Source organism: Neolewinella aurantiaca (assembly GCF_008014675.1).
Classification (GTDB): domain Bacteria; phylum Bacteroidota; class Bacteroidia; order Chitinophagales; family Saprospiraceae; genus Neolewinella; species Neolewinella aurantiaca.
The window spans coordinates 1-17,410 of record NZ_VOXD01000033.1 but is presented as its reverse complement, the minus strand read 5'-3'; the positions used below and the strand labels follow the sequence as shown (position 1 = coordinate 17,410).

12 protein-coding genes are annotated in these 17,410 nt (G+C 54.4%); 4 read left to right on the top strand and 8 right to left on the bottom strand.

Translation table 11 applies throughout. From position 1 onward, the window contains the following. Positions 1 to 94: 94 nt before the first annotated feature. From FUA23_RS17805 to FUA23_RS17790, 4 genes are all read right to left on the bottom strand, one after another. On the bottom strand, positions 95 to 943 hold the full coding sequence (locus FUA23_RS17805; RefSeq protein WP_147932119.1) for a hypothetical protein: 849 nt from the start codon (positions 941 to 943) through the stop codon (positions 95 to 97). Positions 944 to 1,077: 134 nt separating this feature from the next. Continuing rightward, the gene (locus tag FUA23_RS17800; RefSeq protein WP_147932118.1) at positions 1,078 to 1,524 is read right to left on the bottom strand and encodes a DM13 domain-containing protein; all 447 of its coding nucleotides are present in this window, start codon (positions 1,522 to 1,524) and stop codon (positions 1,078 to 1,080) included. 230 nt (positions 1,525 to 1,754) lie between these two features. Continuing rightward, positions 1,755 to 2,348, bottom strand: coding sequence for a guanylate kinase (gmk, locus tag FUA23_RS17795; protein ID WP_147932117.1), 594 nt, complete (start codon positions 2,346 to 2,348; stop codon positions 1,755 to 1,757). A 2-nt stretch (positions 2,349 to 2,350) separates the two neighbouring features. Further along, positions 2,351 to 3,235: a YicC/YloC family endoribonuclease gene (locus FUA23_RS17790; RefSeq protein ID WP_147932116.1), complete on the bottom strand. Its 885-nt coding sequence runs from the start codon at positions 3,233 to 3,235 to the stop codon at positions 2,351 to 2,353. A gap of 233 nt (positions 3,236 to 3,468) precedes the next feature. Between FUA23_RS17790 and FUA23_RS17785 the strand changes: the two genes are divergently transcribed. From FUA23_RS17785 to FUA23_RS17775, 3 genes are all read left to right on the top strand, one after another. Further along, positions 3,469 to 4,005 carry a hypothetical protein gene (locus FUA23_RS17785; RefSeq protein ID WP_147932115.1) on the top strand — a complete coding sequence of 179 codons (537 nt, stop codon included), beginning with the start codon at positions 3,469 to 3,471 and terminating at the stop codon, positions 4,003 to 4,005. Between the two features lie 91 nt (positions 4,006 to 4,096). Beyond that, positions 4,097 to 6,793, top strand: a complete 2,697-nt coding sequence (locus FUA23_RS17780) for a sensor histidine kinase (RefSeq protein ID WP_147932114.1) — start codon at positions 4,097 to 4,099, stop codon at positions 6,791 to 6,793. A gap of 215 nt (positions 6,794 to 7,008) precedes the next feature. Next, positions 7,009 to 7,947, top strand: coding sequence for a D-2-hydroxyacid dehydrogenase (locus FUA23_RS17775; RefSeq protein ID WP_187271115.1), 939 nt, complete (start codon positions 7,009 to 7,011; stop codon positions 7,945 to 7,947). Positions 7,948 to 8,014: 67 nt separating this feature from the next. On the opposite strand, the gene FUA23_RS17770 is transcribed toward FUA23_RS17775, so the two are convergent. After that, positions 8,015 to 8,491, bottom strand: a complete 477-nt coding sequence (locus FUA23_RS17770; protein WP_147932113.1) for a cytidine deaminase — start codon at positions 8,489 to 8,491, stop codon at positions 8,015 to 8,017. A 213-nt stretch (positions 8,492 to 8,704) separates the two neighbouring features. Further along, positions 8,705 to 11,083: an APC family permease gene (locus tag FUA23_RS17765; protein WP_147932112.1), complete on the bottom strand. Its 2,379-nt coding sequence runs from the start codon at positions 11,081 to 11,083 to the stop codon at positions 8,705 to 8,707. 84 nt (positions 11,084 to 11,167) lie between these two features. Here FUA23_RS17765 and FUA23_RS17760 point away from each other — a divergent pair, with 84 nt between their 5' ends. Next, positions 11,168 to 11,887 carry a hypothetical protein gene (locus FUA23_RS17760; protein ID WP_147932111.1) on the top strand — a complete coding sequence of 240 codons (720 nt, stop codon included), beginning with the start codon at positions 11,168 to 11,170 and terminating at the stop codon, positions 11,885 to 11,887. Between the two features lie 67 nt (positions 11,888 to 11,954). Here FUA23_RS17760 and FUA23_RS17755 read toward each other — a convergent pair whose 3' ends face one another. Together FUA23_RS17755 and FUA23_RS17750 are read right to left on the bottom strand one after the other, a co-directional pair. After that, positions 11,955 to 14,942: a glycoside hydrolase family 3 N-terminal domain-containing protein gene (locus FUA23_RS17755; protein ID WP_147932110.1), complete on the bottom strand. Its 2,988-nt coding sequence runs from the start codon at positions 14,940 to 14,942 to the stop codon at positions 11,955 to 11,957. A 962-nt stretch (positions 14,943 to 15,904) separates the two neighbouring features. Continuing rightward, positions 15,905 to 17,176 carry a T9SS type A sorting domain-containing protein gene (locus tag FUA23_RS17750; protein ID WP_147932109.1) on the bottom strand — a complete coding sequence of 424 codons (1,272 nt, stop codon included), beginning with the start codon at positions 17,174 to 17,176 and terminating at the stop codon, positions 15,905 to 15,907. Positions 17,177 to 17,410: the final 234 nt, after the last annotated feature.

Here is a 17,410-nt window from a genome sequence, read left to right as displayed (position 1 = left end):
GTCAGGGTCTCGGCCTTTAATCCGGAAGCCTGTACAGGGGAGAGCAGGCTTTTCCCCAAACCCTCCCCTGCACCTGCGTCAGCGCCCGAAACTGCTACCACTGGTAAGCTACACCCAGATTGAGTGCTGCCCCGCTATAAATGTTTTTCCTGGAAAAAACCAGGTCGTTATACGTAGTTCCCGAAACCAACAGGTTGAAGTGTTCGTCGATTTCGTAAAACAGGGTAATACCCGCGGCGGTGTAGGCAACGCCTTCTCCCCGCACAAAAGAAAGTCCTTCCTTTGGTTCGCCGAGGGAGCGCAGCGCACTGAGTTGCCCCATGACGTACAGCTTATCAAAAAATCTGTATCCGGCTTCCACGCCGGCCTTTACCTGGTGGCTCAGCCCTTTCGTCCGGACGTTGAACGCGCCAAACGCCGATACGAAAGACCGGTCAGACAGTGAGCGGGACGCAGCCAGCGTCCCCCAGAAATTGAACTCTCCGTCGCTGGCCGGCAGGTTGATCTGATCGATGATGCCAGGGGTAAGCTGCTCCTTATTGCGGGCGAACTGGTTTTGCGGAGACAAAGGAATATCGGCTTCAAGGGCCAGCGAAACAGGCCAGGCACCGGAAAGCAACGCGTACTTGCCACCGACCCGGACGTCACCGACACCGTAAGTAGCCTCGGTCGACGAGAAAGACTGACGACGAAGCAGTGGCCCGTTCAGCAACAGGTTGAACCGGTCGGTGACCCCATACTCAGCATAAGCCGTAAGCGCGTAGGATTGATATTCATTCGTGGTCAGCTGGTTTCCGTCGGTATTGTAGTAATTATCGGAAGACAAAAATGCGGCGGAGAGTTGCGCATAGCCACTTCCTTTGGGCTTCAGCCAGCCACTCTGGCCATACAGCGAACCGAAAAGAAAGAGAACAAATACAGAGGTGATAATTCTGGAGATCATAATTTTAGCTTGGGAGGGAAAAAAGAGCGACGGCCACCAGCCGTTAAGCTGCAATGGCCGTCGCCGTAGATGGGGTGCCCGGAGGCACCGTGGTATCATCGGGTTGGGAACGATGATCTGTGCAGCAGCTTTACTTACTGGATACGAGCGTTACCAAACGGGATGTTGGCCGAAGCACACCAGAGGATTACGTGAGTGAAACTAGCAGGCACGTCACGGTCGATCTGGAAAAACTGCTCACCGTTCGAGTTCAGACCTCCTACCAGGATCAGGTCGGGGTTACCGGTTCCTGGGCTGGGGGTGAAGGTATCTGAAGTAGAGAGGTAAACGGTAACGGTACCGGTTCCCTGCTCGGTGGTGAAGTCGTTGCCGAGACGGAGGAACGTGCGGGCATCGTCGTCTTCGCCAAGCTCAACGGTACCGGCAGTAGGTGTTCCGTTTTGTGCGGTGAGGCTTCCGCTGCGGGCAGCGACGAAGTTGTTGGGCTGCGAGCTGTCGATGGTTACGATGGTCTCATCGTCGTCGCAGCTGCTGAAAGTAAATACGGCAAGGAAGGCAAAAAGTGGAAGAAGAAATTTCATTGGAAGTTCTTTGTGGGGAATGAAAAAGTTGTTGTTTTGGTGGCACACGAGTGCCACGCTGTCGGGGGTAAAAACTCCCGATTCTCCATGAAGTTGTTCCGCTTGAGCCTCTCCGGTTACGGGACGACAACCAAGCCCAAAATGATATTTCCGGTTAGTTTTGTTAGGGTTTTGTGATAAGTTTTTTGCGCCATTTTAGTACGCGCAAAGAACATCCCCCCTTGTTGCAACTACTCTTCTTCGGCCTTCAGGCCCAGAAAATCTTCTACAATATCTTCTGCTTCGGCGAAGGCAACCTGCAGGTCATCGTTGATGAGCACGCGGTCGAAAGAGTCGACGTAAGAGAGCTCTTCGGCAGCACGGGCAATACGATCCCGGATTTCATCCTCGGTTTCCGTACTGCGGTTGCGCAGGCGTTGGAAGAGGACATCGGAATTCGGGGGATTAACGAAAACAGCCATGCTTTCCTTCGGGTAGAACTGCTTAAGGTTCGTAGCTCCCTTCACCTCGATGTCGAAAACAATAGCCCGGCCCAGGGCCCAGATGCGTTCTACTTCGGAATGCAGGGTTCCGTAGAAACGGCCCGGATAAACCTCTTCGTACTCGATGAATTCCCCGTTTTCAACGCGGTCCATGAATTCCTGGGTCGATAAAAAGTGGTACGACTCTCCGTCCGTTTCCCCCTTCCGGATTGGCCGGTTGGTAGCCGACACTGAAAAAGCCAGCTCGTCGAAATTCTTGAGTAAGTGACGTACAATCGTCGTTTTCCCGGCTCCGGACGGAGCGGTAAAAATCAGCATTTTCCCTTTAACTGTATCCTCCATATTCAGGCAACGTTGGCAAGTTGTTCTTTGATCATTTCCAGGTGTTCTTTCATGTTGACCACCAGTTTTTGAATTTCGGCGGCGTAAGCCTTAGCCCCGAGCGTATTCACTTCCCGGCCAATTTCCTGACTGATGAAGTTGAGCTTCCGGCCCTTAACCGAATCCTCGTTGCCGAGTATTTCCAGGAAGTACTCGCAGTTTTGCTTCAGGCGTACTTTCTCCTCATTGATGTCCATCTTTTCGAGATAGAAGAGAATCTCCTGTTCGTAGCGGTTCTTGTCCACATTACCGCGGCCGAGGTAATCTTTGAGGTGCTTCTCCATCCGGGTCCGGACAGACTCTACACGCACTTCCTCGTAGGGTGCTACCTCTTCCAGCAGGTCAGCGATTCCTTTGGCGCTGGCGGCGAGGTCTTTAGCCATCACCTCTCCTTCCTGCGTGCGGTACTCGTTGAGGTGAGCCACTGCGTTATTGGCGGCGATCTTCAGTTGCTCCCAGTCGCTCTCTTCCAGCCGGTTGCTTCCGGCCTCCACCATTCCGGGTATCCTCAGCAGAGCTGCGTACAGTCCTTCGGCGTGGCCAGGCTTTTGTACTTCGGGATTGATTGCGCCCCAGACTTCGCCGTAGAGACGGTTGAGAAGAACAGTATTGATTTTTACGCCACCGCCACCGGATTCGTCGGCAATGTCCACGTTAACTTCCATCTTTCCACGCTGCACCTGATCGAGGATGAGACGGCGCAGGTCCATTTCATATTTGTGGAGGTGCTGGGAACTCCGTAACCGTAAGTCGTTCTGCTTGCTGTTGAGCGAGCGAATCTCGACGGTGTAGGTTTTGCCGGCGTGGCTGTGAGTTGCGCGACCGTAACCGGTCATTGATAGGAGCATGAGGATGCTTTGACGATAAGGGATGAATAGGCGGCAAAGATAAACACTATACCTAAGCCGGAGTGATTGGGCCAGCGGCCCGCCCAGCGGATTTGCCGGCAACTGAAAAAGCCCCGCCCCCCTGCCGGCTCCGGAGCTACGGGTCCTTAGTTAATTTAACCTTAAAAATCCGCTCCTAAATAGACTTTAAACCAGCAAGCGGCGTCTTTTGTCTGAACTTAAAAACCTCAGCCATGACCAGACTACTTTCAGCCCTTGCGCTCTTCACCGTTTTATTTTCCAGCTGTGGCCCCAAACTCAGTCCGTTGACCCAACGGCTTGTGGATGACCAAAACTGGAGCCAGGACGAACTCAAACGAATTCAGTTCTACCTCTCCGAGGATCTGGTGCTTACCCGCGAGTTGCGCAACGGCAACTCCGAAATCCGCAACGGCCAGGTAAAGATTGTCGACGGACGGGAAGTAGAACAGCTCGTCTTTAAGCGCAACACGCCCGGTGTTTTTGTTTTCTCGCCGAAGACCCAACGTATGGCGGTGAGTTTTGAAAGTAACGATGATAATTTCCTGGTCTTCGGTCCTAACCCCAAGGCTGGCAACCGCTACGTGATCATGGCCGCCGACTGGAACCGACGCAACGGATCAGTCACCTATGCCGGTAAAAAATGGACGGTCAACTCATCCGACGCCTACGCCAGCCTGATGATTCCGCTCAAACGACTCCGCAGTTCCGATGTGAACGGTAAAGTGATTGGAGGCCGGAAGCTGAAGTAAACAGATAGCAGAAAGCAGCGTTTTACCACCTGGATTTTGCACACTGAATTCTACACTCTGCTTTCTGCACGCTGACCTCTATCTTGCAGTCGTGCGCCTCCACCTGATCTTCATCCTCTCCCTCACCTGTGGTTTCCTGCAGGCCCAGTCTTATGCTTTTCTGCAGTGGACGGTCGCCGATGGCCTGCCCGCTACCGACGTAACCGCTCTGGCCGAAGACGACAACGGCTACCTCTGGGTTGGCACCAACGGAGGCGGAGTAGCCCGGTTCGATGGCAAAAGCTTCACCGTTTTCTCTACCGCAGAGGGGCTCTCCGACAATTTCGTCAGGTCGGTGTATAGCGATGGCCGGGGATTGACCGTCAGGACCAACACCGGAACATCGCGCTTCTCTGCCGTAAAAAACCTGTTTTCGGGCGCAGACGCAGGTGCAGAGAAAGTTGAAGCGCCGGAGCCCGCCGCCCCAAAGAACGTTCGCCTTCCGGGCGGAAAGAACCTCTCCGTTACCGCTGAGCTCAAACTGCCCTCAGGAGAGCAATTGTTGGGCACTGAGGATGGTCTCTATCTCATCGGTAAAAACGGTGAGCCCAACGGGCATTTCACCGCTCCCCTCAACTTACCCGGCACCCGCGTCCGCGCCCTGATTCAGGACCGGCAGGGACGGGTGTGGATAGCGACCAACGGCGGCCTTGCACGGATGGTCCCCTCCGAAATCCAGTATTCCCCTCCCGGTAAAGACGGCCCCGCAGGCCGGCGCATCACGGATATTTATGCCGCCTACGACGGAGGCCTGTGGCTGGCGCTGGGCAAGGATGGCCTGCAACGCTATGATTCCAGCAGGTTTTATCCGCCGCTTACGGACGTGGTTCCACCCCGAACCGAGATAACCTCCCTGAACGAAGTACCGGGCTACGGGCTCTTCATCACTACCGCAGACCGGGGCATCTACGTCCTCAACGACAGCCTGAAAGTAAGCCACCTCACCTTTCGGGACGGGCTGCCCGGCAACCAGTTCCTTACTTCTCTCCCAAGTAGGGAAGAGATCCTCTGGGCGGTGAGCTACGACCAGGGAATTTGTATGATCAGGCCAGCGGATTCGACCTTTCAGGTCGAGAACTTTGGCCCAGACGAAGATATCCCCCTGACCAATTTCACCGCTGCAACCTACGGGCCACGAGGAAACATCATCTTGGGCGACAAGCTCGGTAACGTCTACCGTTGGGATCAGGAAGTTGACACGATGGTAGCCATTTATGGTTCCGAAACGGGGTTGCCCCGCGGGCCCGTAACCGCAATGGGCGTTCGCTCCGGCACCCAGCTGTGGGTTGCGGTCGCTGGCTACGGGTTGTACTATACGGACCTGATGATGGACAAAGTCCGCTTCGCTCCCCTACCCTCCAGATTCGGGGTGATGCCGACCGACATCAACACTATACTTGTCCCGCAAGGCTACACCAGGCAACGGAACAACAACGGCGCTGAGATATGGCTGGGAACCGATCGGGACCTCGTACGCATTTACCTCGACCGGGATGGCCGACCAGACTGGTTCCGCCGCTACGGAAAGGCGGAGGGATTTCCTGCCGCAAGCGTCATCTCCTCGGCCTACGACGGCGAAAGGATGTGGTTCGGCACCACCAACGGGCTCGTGTCGGTCCTTCCCGATGACGCCGATGGCTACGTTGCTCCTCCTCCCGTCAATATCAGTCGCATCGACTTGTTTTACGAACCAATTGAAGAAGAAGATTACGTCCTTGAGAACGGAATTCCGCATCTGGCTGCCGGCAACAACCACCTCAATTTCCGCTTCGGAGCCGTAGACCTTACTTACCCCGACCGTGTCCGCTTTCAGTGGCGGCTCGCACCTTACGAGAAAGAATGGTCGCCGGTGACCGACGAGACGTCGGTCAGGTACACTTCCCTTTCAGCCGGGAATTACACCTTTGAAGTCCGGGCGACTACCGACGGCGGCAAAACCTGGGGCGAGACAGCCGAATATACCTTCGCTGTAGCGACTCCCTTTTGGCGGCAAGGCTGGGTTTGGTCGCTTATGGCACTGGCGGGCATCGCGCTTATGGTCGCTGCTTTTTATTTTTTCTACCGGCGCATTCAACGTTCCGAGGCCCGGAAGCGCGAAGAAATTGAAGCCCAAAACCAACTCCTCAGCCTGGAGCAAAAAGCGCTGCAACTACAGATGAATCCGCATTTCATCTTCAATGCCCTGAACGGCATCAGAGGTTTAGTAGACGGAAAAAACGACGCCGAAGCCCGCCGCCAGATCGGGCGCTTCGCCAAGCTGATGCGGGGCATCCTGAACAACAGCCGCCGCGAAACAATACCGCTCAGCCAGGAAATCAGCACCCTGACGGAGTACCTCGAAATGGAGCGCTTCTGCCAACCGTTCGACTTCACCTACACCATCTCCCCACCAGAAAACGTGGACCCCGAAGAGGTGAGCATGCCCTCGATGCTACTGCAGCCGTTCCTCGAAAACGCGGTGCTCCACGGACTGTCCCCGCTGGAGGGCCGGGCCGGGCACATCAGCGTAAGTTTCATTATGCGCGGCCGCAGGATGCAGTGTACGGTTTCCGACAACGGTATCGGCCGCAACGCCGCCGCCGCACGGAAAGCCAGCCGCCCGACCAGCCACAAATCCGTCGCGCTGGACGTTACCCAGGCCCGGCTGAAAACGATGAAGGGGCGGATGGAGGTTGCGGATGTACTCGACGCGGAAGGCGAGGTGGCCGGTACGCGGGTGGAGTTGGTCTTCCCCGTCGAAAGTTGGTAACCCGGTCGATGCAGCCTCCGGCTGCGAGCGGTCGTCGTGCTCTCCGAGCGCGAAGGTCTACTCGGCACCGCAGCCACTTGCACACGGAGTGTACTGCGGCCGGGGTGGAGAGCCACCGTAAAAAGCCGACTATTTCCGCTTACTAGCCCCATCTTTTTACGTTTCTTTGCACCTGCTAACGAGCCCGACTTTAACCCCCAAGAAAACTAAACGTAATGATCAGAGTACTTGCCAACGACGGAATTGCCCCCAACGGTAAAGCCCAACTCGAAGCCGCTGGCTTCGAAGTCGTCACGGATCACATCCCCCAGGATGAGCTGATGACCAAACTCAACGATTTCGACGTCATCTGCGTCCGCTCCGCCACCAAGGTGCGGCAGGAACTGATCGACGCCAGCCCGAACCTGAAGGTGATCTGCCGCGGTGGTGTGGGCATCGACAACATCGACCACGCCTACGCCAAGACCAAGGGCATCCCGACTTACAACACCCCCGCCGCTTCCAGCGCCAGTGTTGCCGAGCTCGTCTTTGCTCACTTCTTCGGCCTGAGCCGCGACGTACAGCGCTCCAACTTCGAGTTGCGCGCCGAAGGCAGCGAGTTCAAGAAACTCAAGAAGTCTTACGCCGGCGGCCAGCAGCTGCGCGGCCGTACGCTCGGCATCCTCGGTTTCGGCCGTATCGGCGTCGAAGCTGCGCGCATTGCGATCGGTCTGGGCATGAACGTTTTGCCCGTAGACCTCGTCAAAGAAACCGAAGCCATCGAAATCGATTTGATGGGTCAGAAAGTGATGGTCGACGTACCCGTTGTCAGCATGGACAAAATGCTGGCCGAGTCCGACTACATCACCATCCACGTTCCCGGCGGCAACCTCATCGGAGAAGATGAACTCGCCAAAATGAAGGACGGCGTCATCCTCGCCAACACCAGCCGTGGAGGTGTCATCAACGAAGATGCCCTGCTCGCTGCGCTCGAATCTGGTAAAGTCCGCGGTGCGGCCCTTGACGTATTCGTAGGCGAGCCCAACCCACGCCGTGACCTTCTCGAGAACCCGAAGATCAGCGTAACGCCACACATCGGCGCTGCCACCGGCGAAGCGCAGTACAACATCGGTACTGAACTTGCGGATCAGATTATTGCGCACTTCAAGAAATAAGACGCAGGAAGCCATTAAGCTAGAATGCCAGTAACCACACAGGGTTGCTGGCATTTTAGTTTCTACCTCAGAGCAACTTCCCCGAAAAACCGAAGGGTAGAATATCACCTGCCGATTCGAAAACGAAAACCGGTCCGCTTTCTCCACGGAGGATGAGCTTCATTTTGGTTCCGAAGCGCGACTCGTGCTCGTGCAGTTGTTGCCGGCAGGAGCCGCAGGGGCTCGCGGGCTGATCGAGCACGTGGTTGGCCGACTTTACCGTGATGGCCATTGCAACGACGGGCATTCCGGGCCGCTGGCTGGCGGCCGCCGCCAGGGTCGCCGGCTCGGCGCAGATGCACATTGGGTAAGCAGCGTTTTCGGTATTCCAACCGGTGACGACGGTACCGTCTTCCAACCGGGCAGCGGCAGCCACCTGAAAGTTGGAATAAGGAGAGTAAGAATTGGGCAGAGCTCCTTTTGCGGCCTCCAGCAGTTCCTGGTCCTCAGCACTCAGTGCTGCTGGTGATGGATGGGCGTCGTAAGAAATGTTGTGCGTTGGCATAACCGAAATTTGTAACAACTAAATTGAAATGAGCCTCCTGAGGTTCAAGTGACTGCCGACATCAGACCACTTTAACCCTGCCCAACCGGGTAAGTGTAGCGATTGGGCTGCCCGGAGAAGGTAAAATTATGGCATACATTCCGAACTCACCCTGACGTACGTTCCCCTTCAGCAACCTGGCCCTGCACCTGCATCCGTGCCCGGGAAAAAAACTTAACGGATTTCCACCTCCTCACTCGCATTCACGAACAGGACGTTACCAATCTCATCGTAGCCCGCAAAGTAATCTTCGCCGATACGCTTGAGGGCTTTGTCCCGGAAGCCGAGGATAACGAGGTCTGCTTCGCCCGATTTGCGGGCGATGACGGCCTTGGAGTCCGTGTCGTCCATCCGGCACAACACGTCGATATTGTTGCGACTGATGGGCAACTGACCGGTTTCGATGAGGTCGTAAAGCGCCTGCTCTTCGGCAGCCATCTTGGATTCTTCGAAGACCGCAAAGAGTTTGATCTGCGCACCTTGCCAGTCGGGATGTCCCGTCATCACGTAAGCCAGCAAAATCATCAGGTTGGCACTTTCGTAGTGCGCCCTTGTGATCCATACGTGGATCGTTTTTTTCAGTCCGAAGCCCCGCTCCGACAAGCCAAGAATTCCTACGTTGAAATCAACCGACTTGATGAGCTTGAAATTGTCGATGATGTCCGACAAGCCTTCTTTGTTGTTCTTGGAATATTCCAGCAGCAAAAGATTGTTTTCGGTACCTGCAATGCCCGGAAACTGTACCGTTTGGGCGATAGCTGAAGTGTAAGAAGGCGAGACGATGGTGTCCACATAGATGCGGCTGTCGGTCGCTTCGGCCATCCGGATGATCCGTTTTTTAATTTGTGCGGCCTCTTCACTTTTTTCGTGGCTCAGGTAGCCATTTACGTAATGCAGGTAAGTTCCGAATCCGTACTTCTGGCTCAGCCAGCGCAGTAAATCGAAGGCTCCCAGGCGGGTAAACGTGGCATCGCTGGCTGCGATCACACTCGGGCGCCAGCTCTTCTTTTCCTCCTTATCGGCCTTTTGCAGAAAAATTTGCAGCCGCCGGCTGAACTGGAAAATAACCCCCTGAAAGATGAGGGCCATGCTCCGCTTGTCCGGGTTAGCGTAGGCGATGTAAACGTAGAGGATCCCGATCAGGACCACCGCCAGCGCAGCGTAAGTCGAGTTCATGAAAAACATTAGCCCGAAACAGGCAAGCGCGCCAAAAAGGGAGACATACCACTTGGAGCGGAAAGTGGGGCGGTAGCTCGGATCGGCCGCGAAGTGGTTGAGGAAACTGATCAGGCAAAGCGAGCCGTAAGTAACCATGAAGAACATCGAGATGATCTCGGCGACACTGTCCAGCGCTCCCAGCATGATGAAAAAAGCAGCCAGCAGCACGGTAATCAGGCTGGCGTTGTAGGGCTCGTTGTTTTCGCCCTTCCCTTTGCTGATCCAGTTATTGAGTGCCGGAGCGGGGAAAATTTCATCTGCGGCAATAGCTTGCAACGTTCTGGGCGCGACCAGAATTGACCCGAGGGCAGAACTGATCGTTGCGGCGGCGAGTCCCAGTGGGATAATCCACCAACCCTGCCATGCGATGTCGGCCATCACCAGGCGGTTGGTATCAGCCAGCATTTCCGGAGAAGCGGAAACCGACAGTTTCCACGCCATGAAGAAATAAATCACCATTCCGCCAATCGTCGCGGCAAGGGTTCCCAACGGAATGCTGCGCCCGGGATCCTTGAGGTCTCCACTCAATCCCACGCCCGCCGTCATGCCGGTAAAAGCAGGAAAAATGATGGCAAAAACGGTAAAAAAACTGATATTGGGAACAACTGGTTTCGGAGCAGGCGCGGACGCAGGTGCAGCGGAGGGTGCTTCGCGAAGCCCCACTTCTTCGCCCCCAAAAGACACGGTATCGGAAGGGTCAGCCTGGGTTATTCCGTCGATGGTTGCCTGGCTCTCTGCTACCGTACCTGTATACCTGTTGAAGAAGTTGATGTCGTTGTTCTCAGCATACTCCGTGCTTCCCAAAAAGAAAGCGGCCAGCGCAATACCCAGCGTGAACACCACGCTGTAGAGCACCTTCACGCCCAGGTCTGCCCCTTTGGAGAGGATCAGGCCGGTCAGCAGCAACAGAGCAGGAATACCAATCGTCTGCGGCTGAGACAGCAGCCAGTCTGCCCACGGAAGGAGTGAATAGGTAGCTAGCACCCAATCGACCAACGGCCGGAAGGCTTCCGTAAAAGCCATGATGTAAAACGCTACCGAAATCGCCTGAGACATATAGAGCGCCATCCCGATCGTTGAACCAATCACTAAGCCGAAACTCCGGGAAATGATGTAGTATTCTCCGCCGCCTTCTACCTTCTGGTTGGTGGCGATTTCGGCGATGGCCATCGCCGTAGGAATCGTAACGGCATGGCCAATCAGGATGAGGACCATAGTACCCGCCAACCCAACCATACCTACCGCAAACCCGAACCGGAGGAACATGATTGCTCCCAGGATGGTGCTGATGGCGGTGAAGAATACCGGGGCTGTTCCGAATTTTTGTTTACTCATGTGTCGACTGGCTTGCCTGAAACGCGAAGGTACGGCTCACCGCCGTACCGTATATTTGAAATACTCAAACCCATATTTCGCCTTATGGTTACCAAGCCACCTGCTTCAACTCCCCCCGCCAAACGCTCCTGGCTCAGAAAAGCACTGCTCGAAATCTCCATCATCATCGTTGGTATTCTGCTTTCGGTTGCCATCACCGAATGGTTTAACGGATACAAAGACGGAGCCCGCGAAAGCGCCTATCTCAACGACATCGTCAAAGACCTGACCAGCGATCTGGAAGCTTTGGAAGCTGACCTCGAACAACGCCAGGATCAAATCGACGCCTGCCAGCAAATAAGCGTTTTTTTTAGCGAGCAGAATCCCACTCCGGGCCAGACCGCAGGTATGGCAGCTTCGTTTATAAGTCTTACCAGTACAATCAACTTCAACCCCAGCCTGGTCACTTTCCGGGCCCTGGAAAGCACCGGCCGTATGGAGCTCATTCGCAACGACGACATCGTTCGCAACCTGACCGAATTGTACACAAGGTCCTACAGCCTGGTTGAGCACAACAATGACGACGTAACCCGCTACCGCGATAATTTCCTGCTACCTTTCATAGTACAAAACTTCAACTTTGCGGCTTATAACCAGCAGAGTCCGGACATCCTACCTAACCTGACCGATCTGACCGTAAAACGGGCCGCTATGAATCACGTCGTCTACAACCAGTTCAGTATCAGTTCCACCATCGACGCTTATACAGAGGCCATCGAACAAGCCCGCAGCACGCTGGCATTAGTGCAAAAAGAATTGGAGTGACAGATCAACAACGAGGGTTCAACAGAGCGTAAGGTCAAAGCCGGATAAAGCCTCTATGCTTTTCCGATCAGGGCGCTTTACTGAACCCGAACCCGCCCCGACCTTCAAAGGATTTCCCCTTCATGATGCTCTCGTAACAGGCGGAGTGTAGTCGTAGCCTCGTGTCCAGTTTCCCGAACGTATTGTTGTTCATGCTCGGGTAAGTCCGGTTAGAGAGCACGACAAAAACTATGTCCTCTACGGGGTCCGCCCAGGCAGCAATTCCCGTAAACCCGAGGTGACCAAATGCTTTCTCGGAGGCAAAGGGTGAAATGTTCATACTCCGGTTTTCGTTGAGTTGCTTCATATCAAAGCCAAGCCCACGGCGTGTTTCATCAGCATACCGGTGCGCAAAGAGGCGGACGGTCTCGGGGCGCAGGTACTGTACCCCGCCGTAGTTGCCTTCCTGCAACAACATCTGGAAGATGGTTGCAATATCCCGTGCCGACCCGAACAAGCCAGCGTGTCCGCTTACGCCACCAAGCATAGCAGCGCCCATATCATGGACCGTTCCGTGAACCTGCGCATGACGGAAGTAATTATCGTTCTCCGTCGGCGGTATGCGGCTCTTAGGAAAGCTCCTCAGCGGGCGGTAAGTCATCGTTTCAAGGCCCATAGGGCGGTAAAAATTACGTGCAGCGTACTCGTCTACCGTAAGGCCCGAGATTTGGTCAATCAACTTAGCCATAATGTAAAAACCAAGGTCGCTGTAGCGGTACTGCCCCTCGTTGGGCAACTCATTGGTGTATATTTTATGCCACATCGAATCAACGTAGCTCTTGTGCATAAATAATTTTTCGGCGACTTCAATCTGGAAATCCCCTGTTCTCTGACTCCGGTAATACTGCGAGCTCGGTTTCCCGTTTGCGTTCAGGGTTTCCACGTAAAAAGGGACCCAACTGCGCAGGCCTGCACGATGAGCCAGAATCGGTCTCAGGGTTAGAAATTCCACCTCGGTGCCCACCAATTCGGGCATGTAGTTACTAATCGGGACATCGAGGTTGAGTTTTCCTTCTTCCACCAACTTCATGATTGAAAGGGTGGTGGCACATACTTTGGTGAGGCTGGCCAGGTCATAAATATCACTGGGGTCTACCTTCCGGGAGCTCCGGCTGTACGTATGGCGGCCAAAGCCTTTTTCGTAAACAATCTTTCCGTTGCGCCCTACCAGCACTACCATGCCTGGGGTCGCCTTGCGGCTCATTGCCTGATTCGCCAGGGTGGTTATTTTGGCATCCAGCAGGTTACCGTCTATACCTACTGCTTCCGGGTTGGCGTAGCCCATCCGGAAGGCGGGCGAGGTTTCCAGGCCGGCGTTGAACGCCGCCGAGGGGCTTGCCGTCACCGGCAGGCGACCGTTAATCTTATTGGCCCCGAATAAACCCTGAGCCGCGGCATCCTGGGCTACATCATCGCGGCTGTAAGCCATCAATACGGTCCCAAAACCATCGAGCCCGGCCAGGCTGTAAGGATTGCCGAATACCGAAAGTACCAGTTCGGCTTTAGCATCCAGCGCCCGGAGAAGCCCCAGCACCTCCGGCCCCACGGGAACTTTCTCGAGGAAGCGGCTGCCATCGGAATACAGTGCCACAATCACCTGATCTCCTTCGCCAACGGCATTTTCGATCCGCTGGCGGTCGGCCCCGGAGACCTTGTAAGAAGTACTGTAATGTGTTGTCTTTACGTAGTCATCGACCCGCCGGCTGAACGGAGTAGGACTTTGCTGCCCGATGTGAACGGTCACGACTTTGCCCCGTGCTTTTGGTTGTACAGGCACTAGTTTTTCACTATCGCGCACCAGGGTCATAGCGTTTTCGAACAGACGCTGCTTCAGGCTGTAAGCCTCCGGGCTGTTCAACTCGCCGCGGAGGTTTCGCGGACTGGGAAACGTAAGTCGGTTCAGGCCAAGCCGGTATTTACTCAACAAAATCCGACGGACCTTCTTCTCGATATCCGCCTCCGTGATCTTCCCCTCAGCGATGTACCTCTTTATCGCAGTGATGGCTGCCGGCGTGCTTTCCGGCAAGAGTAAGATGTCGGAATCGGCCATAATCGCTTCGGCTTCAACTTCCCCGTTACTGTAATGGTTGGTTACACCTTTCATTTCCAACCCATCGGTAAACACCAATCCCGTAAAGCCGAGTTCGTGACGTAGTAAGTCGGTAATGACCGGGAGGCTCATAGAAGTCGGGCGGTTTTTCCGGTCGTCCAGCGCCGGTATTTGCAGGTGAGCAGCCATGATCGACCCGATACCGTAACGGATCAACGCTTTGAACGGGTAAAGCTCGAGGCTGTCGAGGCGGGCGCGGTCATGGGTTATCACCGGCAGGTCGTAGTGGCTGTCGGTGCCCGTATCTCCGTGACCGGGAAAGTGCTTGGCGCTGGCCAGGATGCCATTGTCCTGCAGGCCTTTCATGTACTGGTATCCTTTGGCCATAACGTTGTAGCGGTCTTCGCCGAAACTACGCGTATTGATGACCGGATTATTGGGGTTGTTGTTGACGTCCAGCACGGGACTGAAGCTGACATTCACTCCCATACGGTGCATCTGCCGGGCAATCTCAGCGCCCATATCGTAGATGAGTTCGTTGTTACGGATCGCTCCGAGCGCGATCTGCTTCGGGAAGCTGATCGTATGGTCGGGCAGGCGCATCCCCAGCCCCCATTCCGCGTCCATACTCACCATCATCGGCAGGCTGCTCAGCGCCTGGTATTCGTTGGTCAGGGCCAGTTGCTTTTCGGGTGTCCCCTGAAAAAAGCAGAGTCCGCCGACGTGGTACTTTTTTATCTCGGCCTTCACGTGAGCGACATGGTCTGCTCCCCGGTCCGAGTGTGCCCGCAGCATAATGAGTTGCCCCAGCTGACGGTCCAGGTTCATGGTGGCAAAAACGGAATCTACCCAACGCCCCTCCTCTGCGGTATGCGTGGAAAGGTCGCCCCTGTATGACTGTTGGGCGGTTAGGGTACTGGCTGCACACAGCAGGATCAGGGAAAGAATACGCGGGATCATGTTCATAACTCGGGAAAGACTGGGGTAAAGCTATCTGACAATAATAGTACGGCGCGGTCGCAGGATGCGGAGCGGAGGTTTACAGAGAACGCTCTCCGCTTACGACTTGATTCTTAAACGATGGAAAAACCTTTGTTAAAGTAGGCCGGGTGGAAGGGGGCGCAAACCAGATTGTCGCGATTGCTCCTCCCCAGCGCAGCGGTGTGGGGAGGCTGGGAGGGGGTTGAGTGACAATCTGGTTTGCGCCCGGGTTCAAGGTACGGAATTTAGAGGGAGGATCGTTCCCTGGCAGGGAAATCTGTCCCAGCGTAGTATTCTGTCAGGTGGATTTCGGCACAATGAAGGTTGAAACAGTACCTGCCAGTAGTGTTTCAGATTTTGCGGGTAAGAGTTGATCATCAGGCCTAATAGTCGGGCTTTTTGAGACAGATGGCCTGCCTTGGTGAAACATTATAGCTAATAGTGTTCACTATGTTACACATAGCTTATCCCAACTTTACTAAGCTTCTTGCAACTTCTCAAACCTGCCGTTTGTTTTAAGGGTGCGTATTATTAAAAGTAAAACATAAAATATCATGCCACTTAAACCAGGACCGAAAAGGATAGCCAAGTCAACCGGCAAACCCGACAGACGCCAGAGAGATAACAAGAGTACTCCAGGTAATACTCCTTCTCTGAAACCTTCAAAAAGTACGAAGACGACCCGAAAGGCGCCTCCAAAGAAGTAGAAGTTCGGGTTGAGGTGGAGGATTTCATTGCTATGGAGCCTGTAAATCTAGTCCTTATAAGAATGTTCAGTTAAACATAACGCGATCTAAACGGTAGGTTTCTATCTATTCAGTTATGAAATCGTAACCAGCTAAGGAGACGGAGAATAGCCGGTGCTGGAAATCTAAAGAAAAACGTCAGAAATTTCAACAGAATGAGGTCGCGGACCCCGTGTAGCTACAGCAGGGTATAACCACTACTTACTCGACTATCAACTTGCCCGAATCAACCAGATGCCCCTGCCCGGACAATCGCCAGAAATACATCCCAGCGGGCAGCCCCTCCAATTGAACGGAGACGTCCTCCCCAAAACCCAGGATCGCTGTTCTGACTATTCGGCCCTGGCCCGTTATCAGCTCCCAGCGAAGTTGTAACATTCCAGCACGTGCGGCCAAAGACAGTGTGACCGGCCCCGTAGCGGGATTAGGATAAACGGACAAGTTTGTTGGCTCCATTGTGGGGCCATCCGTGGAGGTCACAATAGGTTCAGCGCAGGGACTGCCCTCGTCGCCCAGAGGGCCGAGCCGAAAGTTGGGATAGTAAATCTGGTCGCGAAAGACTGGAAATGGCAGTTGCAGCCCCCCCTGTTCCCAACCACACGCCAGGCCGCGTTCGTCGGGGTTGTGGATCACGTGGTGAGCATCGCCCGTTATGGCAAAGGAGTACAACTTACAGTCTGGGCCCAACTGAAAGCTGAAGGCCGAAGGCTGCAAGCCCTGTGGCAGGTTATCGGGGTTACCGACTTCCCCGACCGTGAGACGGCTGGCCCCGACATCTTCAGCCCAGAGGTCGTACTGAAAAATATCGTACACATTGCTTGTGTAAGCGTACTGACCGCTTGGTGACACCCCCATACCTCCCGATGCATTCTGCCCAATGGTCTGGTCAGCCAAAGACAGCGGAATGTGTCGAAAATTACTCAGCATTCCTGTTTCCCGGTCAAAATCGAACAACTGCATTCCTTGCTTGCCGTTCCAGCGGTAAAACTGGTCGCCCGCCGGATTAAACAAGCCTTGGTCGCCACCTCTCGTCCACTTTGAGTCGATCAGCCCTGTTTGCTGCGTAAATTGAAAATGAACGCCTGCACTATCAATCAGGAAAATAGAAAAAACATCAATGCTACGATGAGGGCTAAGCATCCACCAGTCTTCTCCATTTGCGTGACGGTTAAAGTACATGGTGGGCTCCACCCGGGTAGTATCGAACAAATCATTCTTGATGGTGACTGCTCCTAATCCTTCCCCCAGTTTCATGTCGATGACCGTCATCATTGTACGACGATTATCGGAAAACTCTCCATCCACTTGATCTTCATCGAACTCTAGTGTCTTATGAAAAAGGATATACTTAGTATCGTCTCCTGGCCATGGTAGTATCGTAGCGGATTGGTGAGAGTTTGCATACCCCCTTCTATCGTCAGTGCAAATCAGATCGTAGATAAATCCGGGGTTGAGGTGATCACCATTTTCCATTAACTGATGAGAAGCGTTGTATATTTCGCATCCGTTGGTGTAAAGCAACAAGTTACCATTTCTATCGGAAATCTGGGCAGAACCTCCTTCAAACTGAATTGGGATGTCTACTGAGGTGGTCGGCTTTAGCCGGACAGTTTAAAAGTGGAGTTTCTTCTTTCCGTTCTGGTCCCCCGGCCCCTGTGGAGCGTAGCGGAACAGGGGCCGGGGGGACCAGAACGGACTAATCGTCGT